The organism is Micromonospora sp. NPDC049679, assembly GCF_040659735.1.
Classification (GTDB): Bacteria; Actinomycetota; Actinomycetes; order Mycobacteriales; family Micromonosporaceae; genus Micromonospora_I.
Genome location: NZ_JBFANZ010000021.1, coordinates 15,519 through 30,030, shown reverse-complemented (window position 1 = coordinate 30,030; position 14,512 = coordinate 15,519). Strand labels below are relative to the sequence as shown.

Sequence of the window (14,512 nt, the reverse complement as noted above, 5' to 3'; positions counted from 1 at the left end):
GTGGCACCGGCATATCATCACTGGCCGAGGCTACGGGGGAGGGACGGATGCGTCGTACGGCGATGTCCTTGTTCATCACGGCGGCGATCGCGGAGGCGATCTCCTGGCTGGCGCTCTTGACCGGCATGGTGGTCAAGTACGGCCCGCCACAGAACGAGATCGGGGTCAAGATCTTCGGACCCGTGCACGGCGCGCTCTTCGTCGCGTACGTGCTGCTGGTCCTCGTCGTGGCCCGGCTCGGACGGTGGCGCTGGTGGACGACCGTGGTCGCGCTGCTCTGCGCGGTTCCGCCGTTCGCGACGATCATCTTCGAACGGTGGGCCCGTCGGCGGGGTCTGCTCGACCCGGCCGAGCGCGCGCCCGAGCCCCAGCCCGCCGCGGCCCGCTGACGCTCACTCGTCGGTGAACCGGCCGGCGGTCGGGGCCGGCGTGTTGGCGTCCGTCATGTTGCCGCGCGCCGGGGTGGTCATGCCCCCGGTCTCCGCGCTTCCGGGTGTGGTCGGCGCGACGTTCCGGCCGCGTCGCGCGACCCGCCGCACGCTGGCCGGACCGGCCGTGCCGCCGGTGGTGGTCACGGCGCCCCCGGCCCGGGTGGGGCCACCGTTGCGCAGCACCTCGGGGTCCACCCGGGCGTCCGCCGGGTCGTACGGGTCCTGCTCCTGCTCCTGATGGAAGGGGTCACCGGCCGGCTCGTTGACCTCGTTCACCGCCCCCGGCTCGTACTCGCCGTGGTTGATCGGATCATCGCCGGCGTTTCTCGGGTTTCGGCGGGGGTCCTCTGGCTCGCTCACGTCGATCACCTCGCGGTCGCTGGGATACCCGTAGCGTGCCCGTCGGGTCCCGCGGCAAACGCGCGCCGCGGTTCAGCGTGTCATCGTCCACCCGGCGACGGCGCCGACCAGCAGCAGCCCGAGCGTGGCCTGCAGCAGCAGCGCCGGGCCGAGATGTGACCAGAGCGTCGGGGTCCGCGGGGTGAGCAACTGACCGGTGGTGATGTTGACGATCCGTTCGATCCGCGGTGGCAACCCGGCGTCCTTCTGCCGGCGGACGGTCACCTGGACGTGGTCGCCGGGATCCAGCGCGCTCTGCGGCAGGTGCCCGTGGATCTCCATTTCGCACAGCACCCCCCGGGTGTCCCGCACGTGGAGCGGGGTGACCAGGAACTCGGGGCCCTTGCGCAGTTCCCGCCAGCGGCGCCGCGCGGCGCCACCGCTGCCGGCCTGGCGCAGCGCGGCGAGGAGCAGGCCGAGCGCCCGGGCGATCCCGGCGGAGAACAGCACCGCGACGAGGACATGCTGCCCCACCTTGATCTCGCGTGGGTAGCCCTCGACCAGGCGCACCACGTGACCGGTGATGACCGGGCCGGCCCGGTGCGCCGCCCGCGCGAAGAGGTCGCCGTCCATGTTCACCACCGAGAGTCCGCAGCCGTGTGCAGATTGTATCGACGGGTTCGGATGAGGCACGTGAGTGAACCCGGCTCACCCATCGCCGCATCCCGTCCCCGGCTCAGGTGATTTGTGGCGCTGGCCGGGTATGCGGCTCGAACATGGAGAGGGGGGTGACCATGGACCTGTCCTTCCTGAGCCCGCTCTACGCCCACTCCGGGCCGTGGGCCTCGGTCTACCTGGACGCCTCGCACAACACGGCCGACGCGGACGCCGCGCTGCAGCTGCGCTGGCGCGCCCTGCGCGAGCGGCTGGCCGAGCAGGGGACCAGCCCGGACACGGTGCACGCGCTCGGCGACGCCGTGCTGCGGCACGACCCCCGACCCGGCGAGTACGGCCTCGCCCTGTCGGCCGCCGACGGCGAGGTGGTGCTCAGCCATTACCTGGCGGCGCCGCCGCTGCGCGACGTGGCGACGTACGAACCTCTGCCGCACGCGATGCCGCTGGTCGCCCAGCGCGGCGAGGAGATCTCGTGGCTGCGGGTGCTGGTCAACCGGACCGGCGCCGACATCGACGCGGTCAGCGCCGGCTGCCTGCCACGGCACGCGCACCTGGATGGCCGGAGCAAGTACCCGCTGCGCAAGGTGAAGCCCGGTGGGTGGTCGCAGTCGCACTTCCAGCGGGCCGCCGAGATGACGTGGCACCGCAACGCCGGCGACGCCGCGGGGGCGACCACGGAGCTCGCCGACATGATCGGGGCGGAGGTGGTGGTCGTCGCGGGCGACCCGCAGGCGCGACAGCAGTTGATCGCGCAGCTGCCGACGCGCTGGCAGCGGCGGATGGTGCAGACCGACGCCGGCTCGCGCGCCCTCGGCTCCGACCCGGAGCCGCTCAACGACGTGACGATCCAGGCGATCGCCGAGGTGGCCGACCAGCACACCCGCAGCGCGTTGGACCGGTACGCCGCGCAGGAAGGGCTCGGCAACGGCCTGTCCGCCGTCGTACAGGCGCTGCAGCGCAACCAGGTCGACACGCTGCTCCTCGTCGACGACCCGGCGTCGACGGAACGGCTCTGGATCGGGCCGGAGCCGACCCAGGTCGGTGTGGAGCGCGGCGAGTTGGTGGCCATGGCGGTGCCCGAACCGCAGCGGGTGCGCGCCGACGCCGCGCTGCTGCGGGCGCTCACCGGCACCCACGCCAGCCTGGTGCTGGTCGGCCCGGACGAGGTCGACCTCGACGGTGGGGTCGGCGCGGTGCTGCGCTACGCGGACCCGTCGACGCCGGGGCGCGGCGACCGCTCCTACGAGGCCGGTGGCGACCGACATCACCAGGGGCGGGGTTTGCGGAACCGGCGGTAGGGCAACTGTTCCACCGTGACAACTGCGGTATACGGCAACAGTGAAGGAGCCCCGCATGACCCGGACCGGTGACGGACGATGAAGCTGCCACCGCCCCGCGGACCGGTTTCGGCCGCGCTGACCGCCGCACTGCAGGCCGCGCCGCACGATCTTCCCGCCGGGCTCGCCGACGGGTTCGGCGACGGCGACCCGATCACGGACGAGGATCTGCAGCTCACCCTCTTCGTCTGCTACGAGCTGCACTACCGCGGGTTCGACGGGGTCGACGACGGGTGGGAGTGGCAACCGTCGCTGCTCGGCCTGCGGGCCGCCGCCGAGCAGCGGTTCGAAAGCGCGCTGCGCCGGCTCGTCGAACCGTTGCCGGAGACCGCCCCCGCCGACGTCCCGCGCGCCCTCGCAGGCCTGGTCGCCGCGGACGACGGGCCGTCGCTCGCCGGCTACCTGCAGCGGCGGGCGACGCGGGAGCAGTTCTGCGAGTTCGTCATGCACCGCTCGGTCTACCACCTGAAGGAGGCCGATCCGCACACCTGGGCGATCCCGCGCCTCGGTGGGCGGGCGAAGGCGGCGCTGATCGAGATCCAGATCGACGAGTACGGTGGCGGCCAGCTCGACGCCATGCACGCCGAGCTGTTCCGCACCACCATGTCGTGCCTGCACCTGGACACCACGTACGGCGGCTACCTGCCGCAGGTGCCCGCGGTCACGCTCGCGACCAGCAACCTGATCTCGCTTTTCGGCCTGCACCGGCGGCTGCGGGGCGCGCTGCTCGGTCATCTCGCGGCGTTCGAGATGACGTCGTCGCTGCCGAACCGCCGGTACGGCAACGGGCTGCGCCGTCTGGGTGGAAGCCCGGTCGCCACCCGCTTCTACGACGAGCACGTCGAGGCGGACGCGGTGCATGAGCAGATCGCGGCGCACGATATGTGTGGCAGCTTCGCCGCCGCCGAGCCGGAGAACGCGTCGGAGGTGCTGTTCGGCGCCGCCTGCGGCCTCGCCGTGGACCGTCTCTTCGCCACCCACCTGCTCAATCGCTGGGAGGCGGGAGAGGGTTCGCTGCGTGAGCCGACCCTCCAAGCCGCCTAGCGCCCGACGCAAAGATCCGCGTGATCAGGGAGCCGGTTCGGCGTGCCCGGGCGTGCCGCCCGTGACAGCCCCTGATCACGCGGATCTTCCGGCCAGCGCCGCTCGGACGTCGCGATGACGAGCGGCCGGTGCCGGCGGTCAGGCGCGGCCCGTGCCGGCCCGGAAGTTGATCACCTTGTGCGTGCCGTCGCAGAACGGCTTGATCGCCGACTTGCCGCACCGGCACAGCGCCACCGTGCGGCGACCCGCCTCGATGCTCTCGCCATCGGGGGTCACCAGCGCGAAGTCGCCACGGAGCAGCAGCGGGCCGTCCTCGTACGGGGTCACGGTGGCGGCGGGACGGGACTCGATCTCCTGGTCAGGCATGGGCGGGTAGGTGCCCGTTACCCGCCGCGCCGAAACGCCGTGTCCCATCCCCGTGCGCCGGGGCGACACGCGCCCGGTGCGCCGTTTGGACCGGTCGTGTGCGGGAAGCCGTTCCTCGTCGCGGATGAGGGGAGCGGGACGGGTGCGGGAGATAACCGGGTGGCTCGCGACCGGCGGCGTGCCGGCGCCGCAACAGATCGTCTCGCCGGACAGTCCCTGTCGGGTGCTGCTCGCCGCCACGGCGCGCGCGCTGCACGGCCGCGACTGCGACGACCTGCGGTACCTCCCGATCCTGTCCCGTTTCCGCAGCACTCCGGAGCCACTGCGCCGGGCCGCGGTCGCCCGCGCCGCGGCGCGCGCCGCGGTGGCACCGCAGCACGTCGGAGAGATCGACGGCGATCAGATCGCGCAGTGGGTGGTCGAGCACTACCCGCAACGGTGGTATCCCGGTGTCGTGTTCGGGTCGCCGCACGGCGGTGCGGTGCACCTCGCGACCGCGATGGGGGTGCCCTGGCTGCCGTCGGAGTTCGAGATGGCGGTGCACTGGCCGCAGGGGTCGGTCGACGATCCGGCCGGTGCGCTGGTGCATGGCGGTGGGGTGGTCGACCGGCTGCTCGGGGCGAATCCGGGGCTCGCGGTGCGGCAGGTGCACGATCCGGCCGGGCGCGGACATCTGGTCGGCTGCACCATCACGCTGGTCGCCCGCTGGTGCGAGCTGCCCGTTCCCTATCGGCGGTTCCTGGCCGCCTGCCTGGCCCCGGCGTCCCCGGTGATCATGTTGCGCGACGCCCGCACCTGGCCGGTGCTCGACGCCGGCACGCGGCACAGCTTCCAGGTCGGTGGCCCGGCGAGCGGGCTGGAGCCGGACGACTATCTACCGACCAGTGAGCAGCTCGGCCGGGTGCTGCGGCACACCGGTGGTGACCGGTCGCAGTGGCGCGCCCCGGCGGTCGCCTGCCCGATCGGCTTCGCCGAACACAGCGTGGAGCCGGCCTTCGAGGAGAGCGTGGGCAGCTGGGCAGAGACGGCCGGGAGCGCGCTGCACCGGGTGCTCTTCCCCCGTCCCGAGGCGCTGAGCGCCGCGACCGCCGATCTCTACCGCGGGTGGCTGCGCGGGGCGGGCAAGACGGGCAACCGCTGCGTGATTGAGTGCGGCCGGCTGATCGATCCGTGGCAGGTGGTGCGCGCGGGGCTCGTGCCGTACTGGTGTGAGAACGCCGCTCGGCGCACGGTTTCCGCCGCCGAGTGGTGGTTGGCCGGCAGCTCCTCGTTCAGCTCGGTGGATGTGCTGCCCGAGCCGCCGGGGCTGGACTCGGAGGCGGTCGCCGGGCTGGCGCAGTGGCGGGCCGTGGCGTCCTTCGGTCGTCGGCGGGGCGCGCTGGACCGGGTGGCCGCGCGCGGCTATCCCGGCAACCCGGTGCCGACCCGGCGCGCCACGGAGGTGCTGCGGGGCCAGCCGTACGACCTGCCGCGTCCGGCGCCGTTGCCGGTCGGTGCGGCACTGGGCGGGCTGCGGGAGAACGGGACGTCTCTCGGCCTGCTGGTGTGTTGACCGGAGCTGGACGGGAGCGCCTCGCGTGGAAATTTCACCTGCCTTTTTCTGGCCGATGGATTGGGCGCGCGGACCATGGGCAGTAGGGTCCGGCTTAGGGAGAGCAGCGCGTTCGGCGCGGGCAGTCAGCGGGGGTTGCTGTCACGTCCCTGTCGCCGGCCTGTTCGCGTCTGCCACCCTCATCCACCGGATGCGCAGCTCAGAGCCGGATTACCCGGGAGGGGCGGAATGTCCGGACACAAGCGGGCAGGAACACGGCCGGAGGGCGTACTCGAAGATCTGGACGGCGCGGCATTGTCGTACGCCGCACAGATCGCCGACCGTCCGTCGGCGGAGCGACACGGACTGCGGGAAGACCTGGTGCAGCTGGCGCTGCCGTTCGCCGGTCGGCTCGCCCGCCGCTATCGCGGACGGGGAGAGCCGCTGGAGGATCTCGAGCAGGTGGCCCGACTCGGCCTGGTGAAGGCGGTGGACCGCTACGACCCGGAGCGCGGATCCTTCACCGCGTACGCCGCAGTGACGATCACCGGCGAGATCAAACGGCACTTCCGTGATCGGACGTGGGGCGTGCACGTACCGCGCCGTCTGCAGGATCTCACCATCGAGGTCAGCCAGGCGACCGCCGTGCTGACCACGGAGCTGTCCCGGTCGCCGACCGTGGCGGAGTTGGCGGCGCGTCTCGACACGTCCGAAGAGGACATTCTGGCGGCGCTGGAGTCGGCCGCCGGCTACACGCCGGCGTCGCTCAACGGTCCGGTCGGTGACGACGGGCCGGCCGAGCTCGGCGACATGTTCGGCGCGCTCGACGCCGACCTGGAGTCGGTCGACGACCGGCTGACCGTGAGCGGCCTGCTCTACCGGCTGCCGGCGCGGGAGCGGCGCATCCTGGCGATGCGCTTCTACGGCAACTACACCCAGTCGGACATCGCGGCGGAGTTCGGCATCTCCCAGATGCACGTCTCCCGGCTGCTGTCCCGCACCCTGACCTGGCTACGCCAGGCGATGCTCACCGACACGCCGCCCCGCTGGGAGTCCGGTGGGGGTCAACTCGACGGCCAGGGACTGCGGCTGTCGGTCCAGCGCTGCGGCGAGTATCCGGGCGGTTGGGTGGTGGTGGCGGTCGGCGGCGAGGTCGATCGGGACACCGCCGACCAGCTGCGTGACGTGGTGGTGGACACGGTCACCGCGGCGCAGTCGGCCGACGTCATCATCGACCTGGAAGCGGTGCCGTTCATCGACGCCGCCGGCATCGCCGCGCTGCTCGCCAGCCATGAGGCCGCCCGCCGGAGCACGACCCGGCTGCGGGTGGCGAAGGCGCAGCCGTACGTGCGGCGCAGCCTCACCGTCGCGGGTCTGGCACCCCTGCTGGAGTGACGACGTTCGTGCTGGAGCGATCCCCCCGCCGCGGCCGGCTGGCACCGGCCACGGCGGGAGGCAACCTCGGCGCTACTTGCCCTCGTCCGACGGCTTCCCGGTGCGCCACCGCTTGTTGGTTTCCCGCCCGCCCCGTTCGCTGTCGATGGGGTTGTCGGGCTTCTCGCGTTCGTCGTAGTCCGGTCGGGTCACGTTCTCCGGGTGCGGCACCTTGACCGGGCGCGCCCCGGACTCCGGGGGCGGCTGGTGCTCGGATGCCTCGGCGGGTCCGGTGGCGCCCTTCTCGCTCGGGCGCTCGGTCTCGGGTGTCGTGCGATGGCCGGGCCGCATCTCCTCGGCGAGGGTCTGCCGCGGCTTCGTCTCCCGCTGCGGCAGGTCGTGGCCCAGGTCGGACACGAGGTAGCCGTACTTCTCGTCGAACGCGGGGCGCTCGGAGCGGATCCGGGGGATCCGGTCGAAGTTGCGCAGCGGTGGGGGGCAGGTGGTCGCCCACTCCAGGGAGTTGCCGTAGCCCCAGGGGTCGTGGACGGTCACCACGCGGCCGAAGCGCCAGGACTTCCAGACGTTCCACATGAAGAAGAGCGTGGAGATGCCGAGGACGAACGAGCCCACGGTGGAGATCGCATGCCAGGTGGTGAAGCCGTCGAACGGGCGGTAGTCGGCGTAGCGGCGGGGCATGCCGCGGTTGCCGAGCCAGTGGTGCACCAGAAAGGTCATGTGGAAGCCGATGAACATGGTCCAGAAGTGAATCTTGCCGAGGCGTTCGTCGAGCATCCGTCCGGTCATCTTGGGAAACCAGAAATAGGCGCCGGCGAACGCCGCGAAGACGATGGTCCCGAAGAGCACGTAGTGGAAGTGCGCCACGACGAAGTAACTGTCGTGGGTGTGGAAGTCGATGGGTGGACTGGCCAACAGCACCCCGGAGAGCCCGCCCAACAGGAACGTCACCAGAAAGCCGATCGCGAAGAGCATCGGCGTCTCGAAGGTGAGTTGACCCTTCCACATGGTGCCGATCCAGTTGAAGTACTTGACACCGGTCGGCACGGAGATGATGAACGTGGCGGCCGAGAAGAAGGGCAACAGCACCAACCCGGTCGCGAACATGTGGTGTGCCCAGACCATCATCGAATAGCCGAAGATGACGACCATCGCGATGACCATGCCCTTGTAGCCGAAGAGCGGCTTACGGCTGAAGACGGGAATGACCTCGCTGATGATGCCGAAGAACGGCAGCGCCACGATGTAGACCTCGGGATGACCGAAGAACCAGAAGAGATGCTGATACAGCAGCGGCCCGCCGTGCCTGGCGCTGAAGACCTGCGCGCCCAGCAGGCGGTCGGCCAGCAACGCGAGCAGGGTCGCGGAGAGCAGCGGGAAGACGATGATCGCCATCAGAGCGGTGATCAACAGGCCCCAGGTGAAGAGCGGCATCCGGAACATGGTCATCCCCGGCGCGCGCAGCGTGATGATCGTGGTGATCAGGTTGACCGAGCCCAGGATGGTGCTGAGCCCGGAGAGAACCAGACCGACGATCCACATGTGTCCACCGATGCCGGGAACGTGCTCGGAGCTGCTCAACGTCGGATAGGCCGTCCAGCCGAAGTCGGGCGCGCCGCTCGGGGTGACGAAGGAGAGCATGACGATCGCGCCGCCGAAGAGATACAGCCAGTACGCCAGTGCGTTGAGCCGCGGGAACGACACGTCGGGCGCGCCGACCTGGATCGGCACGAAGTAGTTGCCGAAGCCGAAGACCAGCGGCGTGGCGAAAAGGAACATCATCACCGTGCCGTGCATGGTGAACATCTGGTTGTACTGCTCGGGAGAGAGAAACTGCATCCCGGGACGGGCCAGTTCGGCCCGCATCACCAGGGCCATGATGCCGCCGAGGACGAAGTACACGAAGGACGTCACCAGGTAGAGCAGGCCGATCTGCTTCGCGTCGGTGGTCGCCAGCATGCGGACCAGAACGGCGCCGGGCGGCGTGCGCCGTACCGGTCCGGGATACCCCGGCATGTGCCCCGGCGTGATGATGATCGCCCGCCGTTCCCGGTCCGGCGCCGGCGCCACTCGCTTCACCATCGGTCCCACCTCGCCACAGCCGGATCACGGACGAGGCGCGGCTACCCCGCTGAGACCGGTTGAAACGGGAGGGGTGACTTTTTCTGGTCGGGTCGGGCGTCAAGCGGCGAGGCTTGCCCAGACCACCTTGCCGTTCCCCGCCGGCAGCGTGCCCCACCGTTGCGCGAGCTCGCGGATCAACAGAATTCCGCGCCCACCGGTCGTGCTGAGGTCCGCGGTCACCGGCCGCGGCGCGGCCACGCTGCCGTCGTGCACGGCGACGTGCAGGTAGGGCCGGCGCAGGGTCAGCGTGACCTCCATCGGGGTACGGGCGTGCCGCACCCCGTTGGCGACCAGCTCGCTGAGCACGACGCGCGCGGCGTCGGCGACCTCGGGCAGGTGCCACCGGGCGCAGGCCTCGGTGGCGAGTTCGCGCGCCTGGCGGCACGCGTCGACCACGGGTTGCAGGCGGGTGCGGAGCCGGGGTGAGGCGCCGGGACGCTGCGCGTCGCGCAGCGCCGCGGACCGGGAGGCGCGGACCGGCACGAGGCCGCTCACGGGTGAGTGCGCGAGTTGCCACGCGGTGTCCGGGTCGGGGGAGCAGAGCAGCATCGGCACCGCGGGCCATTCGGCGGCCTGCCGTGCGATCGACGCGAACACCGACAGCGTCGACCGGTCCGGGACGGTCAGCCCGTGCAGATCGACCACGAGCGCATCCGGCTGGTCGGCGAGGCAGCGCTGCAGGGCGGTCTGGACCGCCGCTGTGGTCGTCGGGTCGAGAACGCCGGTCAGCCGCGCCACCGTCACCGGTAGTCCGTCGTCCACCAGGCATTTCATCCGGTTGGGCATCGCGTTTTCCCCCTCATCGCGGTTGCCCGCTCCGTTACCCTCGGCGCGGATCACGGAAACCGAGAGGGGACAAAGCGGCCGCGGGCGGGGGCGACCCCCGCTCCGCTCACCCGCGCGTCGGCTCGTCTCCGTCCCGCGCGACGGGGAGCCCGAGCGCCTCGGCGACGCCGGTCACCTGCAGGACGTGGTGCACGACGCGCCGCGGGTTGCGTACGGTCAGTGCCGCGCCGCGAGCGAGCGCCGTGCGGCGTCCTTCCAGCAGGACGCGGACTCCGGTGGAGTCGAGGAACGGCACTCCCGCGAGGTCGACGACCACCTCGCGCACCGCGCGGTCCGCGAGCGCCTCGGTCAACGCCGCTCCGAGCAGCGTCTCGGTGCCGAGGTCCACGTCGCCGTGGACATGGAGGATCAGCCGTCCCCTGCCGTCGGCCTCGGTGCGTGTATCGAGCGTCATCTCCACCCTCACCTCGGCGACCCGTACGTACCGGGTGGTCACGTTACCGAAGCCCGGCGCGTTGGGGTGCGACGCCACTTCGCCACCGGCCCGCGATTGGGCCGGTGGCGAAGTGACGTCGCACGAGGGGCGGGTCAGGCCGGTGAGCGGCGGCTGGCGAGGAGGCCCAGGCTGATCATGCCCACGCCGAGGAAGAGGTGAAGCCAGTTGTCCGCGGTGTTGAACGGCACGAAGTTGGCGGGACTGCTCTCGTGCACGGCGAGTCCGTAGAGCCAGAGGACGAGATACACGGCGCCGCCGCCGATCAGGAAGGTCCGGGCGGTGGCGACGCTGCGTGCCATCGCCAGTCCGGCGATCCCGAAGGCGATGTGCACGAGATTGTGCAGGACGGACACCTGGAACACGCCCAGCAGCTTGGCGCCCGACTCGTGACCGGCGAGGTAGAGGTCCCCGTAGTCGGTCGTGATGCCGGGGATGAATCCGAGGATCCCGATCAGCAGGAACGCCGCGCCCACGATCGTCGCGAAGGTCGTCACGAGCGGCCGGGTCGCCGCGCGCCCCGCCATCGTCGTACCGGTTCTACTCACCATCTCGCTTCACCTCCAGGGAAAGGTCTCGTGGTACGGGTGCCCGACCCGTGATGGGGCAAACGCCGGCGCGACGGGCGCACGCGACGTCTTCGGCGGCGTGTCGGCGCGGCGACCTCCGGCGTTGCGGGTGGACCGCCGCCGGTCGGCGGAGTCCGATCGACGATCATCCGAATGGGCGCTGTCGGGTGGATCCGGCGAACCGGTCGATGGGTGACAGGAACGCGCTAAATAGCGGAGAATGATCACATGGCTACTTTTAGTAGCTTGTGGGGGTGACTCACGGAACGAGGGTGATTTTGTCCCTGGCCGCCGGCGTGGCCACGTTCGCCTTCGGCGTCTCCGGCGCCGGCGACAACTCCTCCCGCGCGGGGGCACTCGCCTTTCTGGGCCTGGTGGTCGCGCTCCTCGTGTGGAACGTGACCAAGCCGGCCGGCAGTTCGAAGTAGGCGCGACCCGTCCATGACCACCCGGGTCCCGGGCATGCCGCCGCTACCCTCGACGTCGTGCCTGCCGACGCCTCCAGTCCCACCATGACCGTTCCGGCGCGCCGCGTCGGGCTCCGCGCGCTCCTACCGCATCTGCGCGCGCACCGCGCCACCCTGATCGTCGTCGCGCTCCTCTCCCTGGTCGGCGCCGGCGCCGCCTTGCTGCAACCGTTGCTGACCCGTGCGGTCCTCGACGGGATAACCGCCTCCCGACCGGTCACCCGCGTCGTGCTGGCGCTGGTCGTCCTGCTCGTGGTCGGCGCCGCCATCGGTGGCGTGCGCGACTATCTGTTGCAGCGCACCGCCGAAGGGCTGGTGCTCGGCACCCGCCGCCGGCTCGCGGCGCACCTGCTGCGCCTGCCGATCGCCGAATACGACCAGCGGCGCACCGGCGACCTGCTTTCCCGCGTGGGCGCGGACACCACCCTGCTGCGGGCGGTGGTCACCTCCGGCCTGTTCGAGATGGTCACCGGTGCGGTGATGGTGGTCGGCGCGGCGACCGCGATGGCGTTGCTCGACCCGCTGCTGCTCGGCGTCACGCTCGCCGGTCTCGCGGTCGGTCTCGTGGTGGCGCTCGTCTTCGCGCGCCGCGTTCGCGGCATGTCCCAGCAGGCCCAGGCCCGGATCGGCGAGATGACCTCCGCCGTCGAACGGGCGATCTCCGCCGCCCGCACGATCCGCGCCGCCCGGGCCGAGGAGCGCGAGGCCGCCGCCGTCGCGCGCAGCGCCGAAGCGGCGTACGGGGCCGGCGTGCGGGTCGCCCGGTTGCAGGCGCTGGTCGGCCCCGCCAGCACCACCGCGATCCAGGGCTCCTTCCTGCTCGTGCTCGCCGTCGGTGGCGCGCGGGTGGCCGCCGGCTCGATCACCGTCGGCGACCTGGTCGCGTTCATCATGTTCCTGTTCTTCCTGGTCATCCCGCTCGGCCAGGCGATGCACGCCTACACCCAGCTGCAAACCGGGCTGGGCGCGCTGGAGCGGATCGAGGAGATGTTCGAGATTCCGCTGGAGAGCGACCGGCCCACGCGGGCCGCCCCGCCCGTCCACGCGCCGTTCGCCGTCGAGTTCGACCGGGTGAGCTTCGGCTACGCCGGCGCGTCGCCCGTGCTGCACGAGATCAGCTTCGCCGTGCCGCACGGCACCCGCACCGCCCTGGTCGGGCCCTCCGGCGCGGGCAAGTCGACCCTGCTCTCGCTCGTCGAGCGCTTCTACGAAGTCAGCGCCGGGACCGTGCGGGTGCACGGGACGGACATCCGGGATCTGCCGCGTGACGTGCTGCGCGGGCAGCTCGGCTACGTCGAGCAGGAGGCGCCGGTGCTCGCCGGCACGCTCCGGGACAACCTGCTGCTCGGCGCCGTCGACGCGACCGAGGCGCAGATGCTCGACGTGCTCGACGAGGTGAATCTCGGCGGGCTGGTGTCGCGCACACCCGAGGGACTCGACGCCCAGGTGGGGGAGGGCGGCGTGCTGCTCTCCGGTGGCGAGCGCCAACGCCTCGCGATCGCCCGTACGCTGCTCGGCGCCGCGCCGATCCTGCTGCTCGACGAGCCCACCAGCAACCTGGACGCCCGCAACGAGGCCGCGCTGCGCCGGGCGGTCGACGCGGTCGCCGTCCGGCGCACGCTGCTGATCGTGGCGCACCGGCTCTCCACGGTCGTCGACGCCGACCAGATCGTGGTGCTCGACGGCGGTCGGGTCGTGGCGCTCGGGACACACGAGGAGCTGCTCGGGAGCAGCGAGCTCTACCGTGAGCTCGCCGCCCACCAGCTCCTCGTCACACCGATGGATTAGCCCCGGCGCCGTCGGGGTGCAGGATGACCTTCGTCCACCCCTGGTCCCGCTTGTCGAAGTGCTCGTAGGCGTTGGGCGCCTCCGCCAGGGGCAGCTCGTGCGACACGATGTACGACGGCTTCGCCTTACCGGCGGAGATGAGGTCGAGCAGCCGCCGGTTGTAGTTCTTCACGTTGCACTGCCCCGTGCCCATCGTCTGTCCCTTGAACCAGAACATGCCGAAGTCGAAGCCGACCTTCCCCTGCTTGGCCATGTCGTTCGGGCCGCCGGGATCCTGCGGCACGTAGACGCCGACCACGCCGATCGTGCCGGCGAAGCGCACGGAGCTGACCAGCCGGTTCAGGGCCAGGCTCGGGTCCTCGCGGCCCTGCGGGTCGTGCGCCTGGTAGCCGATGCATTCGCAGCCCCGGTCCGCGCCCTTCCCGTCCGTCAGCTCCATGACCTTCTCGACCGGGTCGCACTCGGCGTCGTTGATCGGGATCGCGCCGACCTGTTCGGCGAGCGCCAGCCGGTCCGGATGCCGGTCGACGACCATGGTCTGCGCGGTGCTTTTGATCTTGCAGGAGAGGGCGGCCATCTGCCCGACCGGGCCGCCGCCGTAGATGACGACGTTGTCGCCGGGCTGCACGCAGGCGAGCTCCGTGGCGTGCCAACCGGTGGGGAAGATGTCGGCGAGCATCACGTAGTCGCGCTGTTTCCGCACGTCCCGGGCGTTCTCGGGCAGCTTCAGGCAGTTGAAGTCGCCGTACGGCACCCGCAGCAGCTCGGCCTGGCCCCCCTGGTACGGCCCCATGTCGGCGAAGCCGAAGGCGGCGCCCCCCATCGACGGGTTCGGGTTGCTCAGCAGGCAGAACGCGGTGAGGCCCTGCTCGCAGTTCTCGCAGAACCCGCACGCGACGTTGAACGGCATGACGACCATGTCGCCGACCTGGACCTGGTCCACCCCGGCGCCGACCTCGACCACCTCGCCGAGGTTCTCGTGCCCGAGTACCCGACCCTGCTCCATGTCGGTGCGCCCCTCGTACATGTGCAGATCCGACCCGCAGATGTTCGTCGTCGTGATCCGCACCAGTACGTCCGTGGGTCGTTCGATCCGGGCGTCCGGTACGTCCTTGACCGCAACCCGCCGTGGACCCTCGTACACCAGCGCCTTCATGCGCCCTCCTTCGT

At 71.3% G+C, this 14,512-nt stretch carries 15 protein-coding genes; 7 read left to right on the top strand and 8 right to left on the bottom strand.

Going from position 1 to position 14,512, the window contains the following annotated elements:
- The first annotated feature begins 47 nt into the window (after positions 1 to 47).
- Positions 48 to 389 (top strand): DUF3817 domain-containing protein, encoded by a 342-nt coding sequence (locus AB0J06_RS15765; RefSeq protein WP_357428933.1) that lies wholly within the window; start codon positions 48 to 50, stop codon positions 387 to 389.
- A gap of 3 nt (positions 390 to 392) precedes the next feature.
- On the opposite strand, the gene AB0J06_RS15760 is transcribed toward AB0J06_RS15765, so the two are convergent.
- Together AB0J06_RS15760 and AB0J06_RS15755 are read right to left on the bottom strand one after the other, a co-directional pair.
- Positions 393 to 707 (bottom strand): hypothetical protein, encoded by a 315-nt coding sequence (locus AB0J06_RS15760; RefSeq protein ID WP_357429076.1) that lies wholly within the window; start codon positions 705 to 707, stop codon positions 393 to 395.
- Between the two features lie 156 nt (positions 708 to 863).
- On the bottom strand, positions 864 to 1,403 hold the full coding sequence (locus tag AB0J06_RS15755; protein WP_357429074.1) for a hypothetical protein: 540 nt from the start codon (positions 1,401 to 1,403) through the stop codon (positions 864 to 866).
- A gap of 161 nt (positions 1,404 to 1,564) precedes the next feature.
- Here AB0J06_RS15755 and AB0J06_RS15750 point away from each other — a divergent pair, with 161 nt between their 5' ends.
- Positions 1,565 to 2,743 (top strand): Vms1/Ankzf1 family peptidyl-tRNA hydrolase, encoded by a 1,179-nt coding sequence (locus tag AB0J06_RS15750; RefSeq protein ID WP_357429072.1) that lies wholly within the window; start codon positions 1,565 to 1,567, stop codon positions 2,741 to 2,743.
- A 78-nt stretch (positions 2,744 to 2,821) separates the two neighbouring features.
- Entirely contained in the window at positions 2,822 to 3,826 is a 1,005-nt protein-coding gene (locus AB0J06_RS15745) for an iron-containing redox enzyme family protein (protein ID WP_357428931.1), read from the top strand.
- Positions 3,827 to 3,964: 138 nt separating this feature from the next.
- Here the strand turns inward: AB0J06_RS15745 and AB0J06_RS15740 are convergent, their stop codons facing one another.
- A complete protein-coding gene (locus AB0J06_RS15740; RefSeq protein WP_357428929.1) occupies positions 3,965 to 4,192 on the bottom strand; it encodes a CDGSH iron-sulfur domain-containing protein in 228 nt (75 codons plus the stop codon).
- Between the two features lie 124 nt (positions 4,193 to 4,316).
- On the opposite strand from AB0J06_RS15740, the gene AB0J06_RS15735 reads away from it, so the two are divergent.
- Both AB0J06_RS15735 and AB0J06_RS15730 read left to right on the top strand, forming a co-directional pair.
- Positions 4,317 to 5,744, top strand: coding sequence for a hypothetical protein (locus AB0J06_RS15735; RefSeq protein WP_357428927.1), 1,428 nt, complete (start codon positions 4,317 to 4,319; stop codon positions 5,742 to 5,744).
- Positions 5,745 to 5,972: 228 nt separating this feature from the next.
- The gene (locus tag AB0J06_RS15730) at positions 5,973 to 7,118 is read left to right on the top strand and encodes a SigB/SigF/SigG family RNA polymerase sigma factor (protein ID WP_357428925.1); all 1,146 of its coding nucleotides are present in this window, start codon (positions 5,973 to 5,975) and stop codon (positions 7,116 to 7,118) included.
- A gap of 72 nt (positions 7,119 to 7,190) precedes the next feature.
- Here the strand turns inward: AB0J06_RS15730 and ctaD are convergent, their stop codons facing one another.
- The 4 genes from ctaD to AB0J06_RS15710 all read right to left on the bottom strand — a co-directional run bounded on the left by ctaD (position 7,191) and on the right by AB0J06_RS15710 (position 11,045).
- On the bottom strand, positions 7,191 to 9,197 hold the full coding sequence (gene ctaD, locus AB0J06_RS15725; protein WP_357428923.1) for a cytochrome c oxidase subunit I: 2,007 nt from the start codon (positions 9,195 to 9,197) through the stop codon (positions 7,191 to 7,193).
- 99 nt (positions 9,198 to 9,296) lie between these two features.
- Complete coding sequence (locus AB0J06_RS15720; protein WP_357428921.1) at positions 9,297 to 10,025, bottom strand: ATP-binding protein; 729 nt, start codon at positions 10,023 to 10,025, stop codon at positions 9,297 to 9,299.
- Positions 10,026 to 10,131: 106 nt separating this feature from the next.
- On the bottom strand, positions 10,132 to 10,557 hold the full coding sequence (locus tag AB0J06_RS15715; protein ID WP_357428917.1) for an STAS domain-containing protein: 426 nt from the start codon (positions 10,555 to 10,557) through the stop codon (positions 10,132 to 10,134).
- A gap of 56 nt (positions 10,558 to 10,613) precedes the next feature.
- On the bottom strand, positions 10,614 to 11,045 hold the full coding sequence (locus AB0J06_RS15710; RefSeq protein ID WP_357429070.1) for a DUF4383 domain-containing protein: 432 nt from the start codon (positions 11,043 to 11,045) through the stop codon (positions 10,614 to 10,616).
- A gap of 314 nt (positions 11,046 to 11,359) precedes the next feature.
- On the opposite strand from AB0J06_RS15710, the gene AB0J06_RS15705 reads away from it, so the two are divergent.
- Positions 11,360 to 11,515, top strand: coding sequence for a hypothetical protein (locus AB0J06_RS15705; RefSeq protein ID WP_357428915.1), 156 nt, complete (start codon positions 11,360 to 11,362; stop codon positions 11,513 to 11,515).
- A 57-nt stretch (positions 11,516 to 11,572) separates the two neighbouring features.
- Positions 11,573 to 13,342, top strand: coding sequence for an ABC transporter ATP-binding protein (locus AB0J06_RS15700; protein WP_357428913.1), 1,770 nt, complete (start codon positions 11,573 to 11,575; stop codon positions 13,340 to 13,342).
- On the opposite strand, the gene AB0J06_RS15695 is transcribed toward AB0J06_RS15700, so the two are convergent.
- The gene (locus AB0J06_RS15695; protein ID WP_357428911.1) at positions 13,326 to 14,498 is read right to left on the bottom strand and encodes a glutathione-independent formaldehyde dehydrogenase; all 1,173 of its coding nucleotides are present in this window, start codon (positions 14,496 to 14,498) and stop codon (positions 13,326 to 13,328) included. The two genes, AB0J06_RS15700 and AB0J06_RS15695, sit on opposite strands and share 17 nt — an antisense overlap.
- Between the last annotated feature and the right edge of the window lie 14 nt (positions 14,499 to 14,512).

Coding starts and splice junctions, on each gene's coding strand:
- AB0J06_RS15740 (WP_357428929.1), bottom strand. CDS start 4,192: ATGCCTGACCAGGAGATCGAGTCCCGTCCCGCCGCCACCGTGACCCCG.
- AB0J06_RS15720 (WP_357428921.1), bottom strand. CDS start 10,025: ATGCCCAACCGGATGAAATGCCTGGTGGACGACGGACTACCGGTGACG.
- AB0J06_RS15745 (WP_357428931.1), top strand. CDS start 2,822: ATGAAGCTGCCACCGCCCCGCGGACCGGTTTCGGCCGCGCTGACCGCC.
- AB0J06_RS15765 (WP_357428933.1), top strand. CDS start 48: ATGCGTCGTACGGCGATGTCCTTGTTCATCACGGCGGCGATCGCGGAG.
- AB0J06_RS15750 (WP_357429072.1), top strand. CDS start 1,565: ATGGACCTGTCCTTCCTGAGCCCGCTCTACGCCCACTCCGGGCCGTGG.
- AB0J06_RS15695 (WP_357428911.1), bottom strand. CDS start 14,498: ATGAAGGCGCTGGTGTACGAGGGTCCACGGCGGGTTGCGGTCAAGGAC.
- AB0J06_RS15730 (WP_357428925.1), top strand. CDS start 5,973: ATGTCCGGACACAAGCGGGCAGGAACACGGCCGGAGGGCGTACTCGAA.
- AB0J06_RS15755 (WP_357429074.1), bottom strand. CDS start 1,403: ATGGACGGCGACCTCTTCGCGCGGGCGGCGCACCGGGCCGGCCCGGTC.
- AB0J06_RS15710 (WP_357429070.1), bottom strand. CDS start 11,045: ATGGCGGGGCGCGCGGCGACCCGGCCGCTCGTGACGACCTTCGCGACG.
- ctaD (WP_357428923.1), bottom strand. CDS start 9,197: ATGGTGAAGCGAGTGGCGCCGGCGCCGGACCGGGAACGGCGGGCGATC.
- AB0J06_RS15735 (WP_357428927.1), top strand. CDS start 4,317: ATGAGGGGAGCGGGACGGGTGCGGGAGATAACCGGGTGGCTCGCGACC.